Annotated in this window: 1 protein-coding gene; it reads right to left on the reverse strand. The window is 49.4% G+C overall.

The features are described 5' to 3' along the window. Positions 1 to 308: RHS repeat-associated core domain-containing protein (locus E4T79_RS10840; RefSeq protein ID WP_135030140.1), on the reverse strand; the 308-nt coding region annotated here is incomplete at both ends.

Here is a 308-nt window from a genome sequence, read left to right on the forward strand (position 1 = left end):
TAGCGGTTCTGACTGAGGGGGTCTGTTGCTTGACCCGCATAGCTATCCTCGGTTAAGAAAATGCCAGCCCTGCTATCATAATATCTTGCACGCAGGTAGTCAAGACCTGTGATGTCCCTTGCTTCCCCATTGTAGGCAAATGGATTGCCTGTTTCATCTGTTGACTGCTTGGTAGAACCGTAAAGAGTGTAGCTGGTGGAGGCTACTGCTTCTCCCTCCTTGGTCAAACCTGTCACAGAACCAGACTGGTTGGCCAGATAGTTGTAATGGTCGCCTGTTTCATGATTCAGGTAAGACGTTCTACCCTG

This window comes from Streptococcus sp. LYSM12 (assembly GCF_004569635.1).
Classification (GTDB): domain Bacteria; phylum Bacillota; class Bacilli; order Lactobacillales; family Streptococcaceae; genus Streptococcus.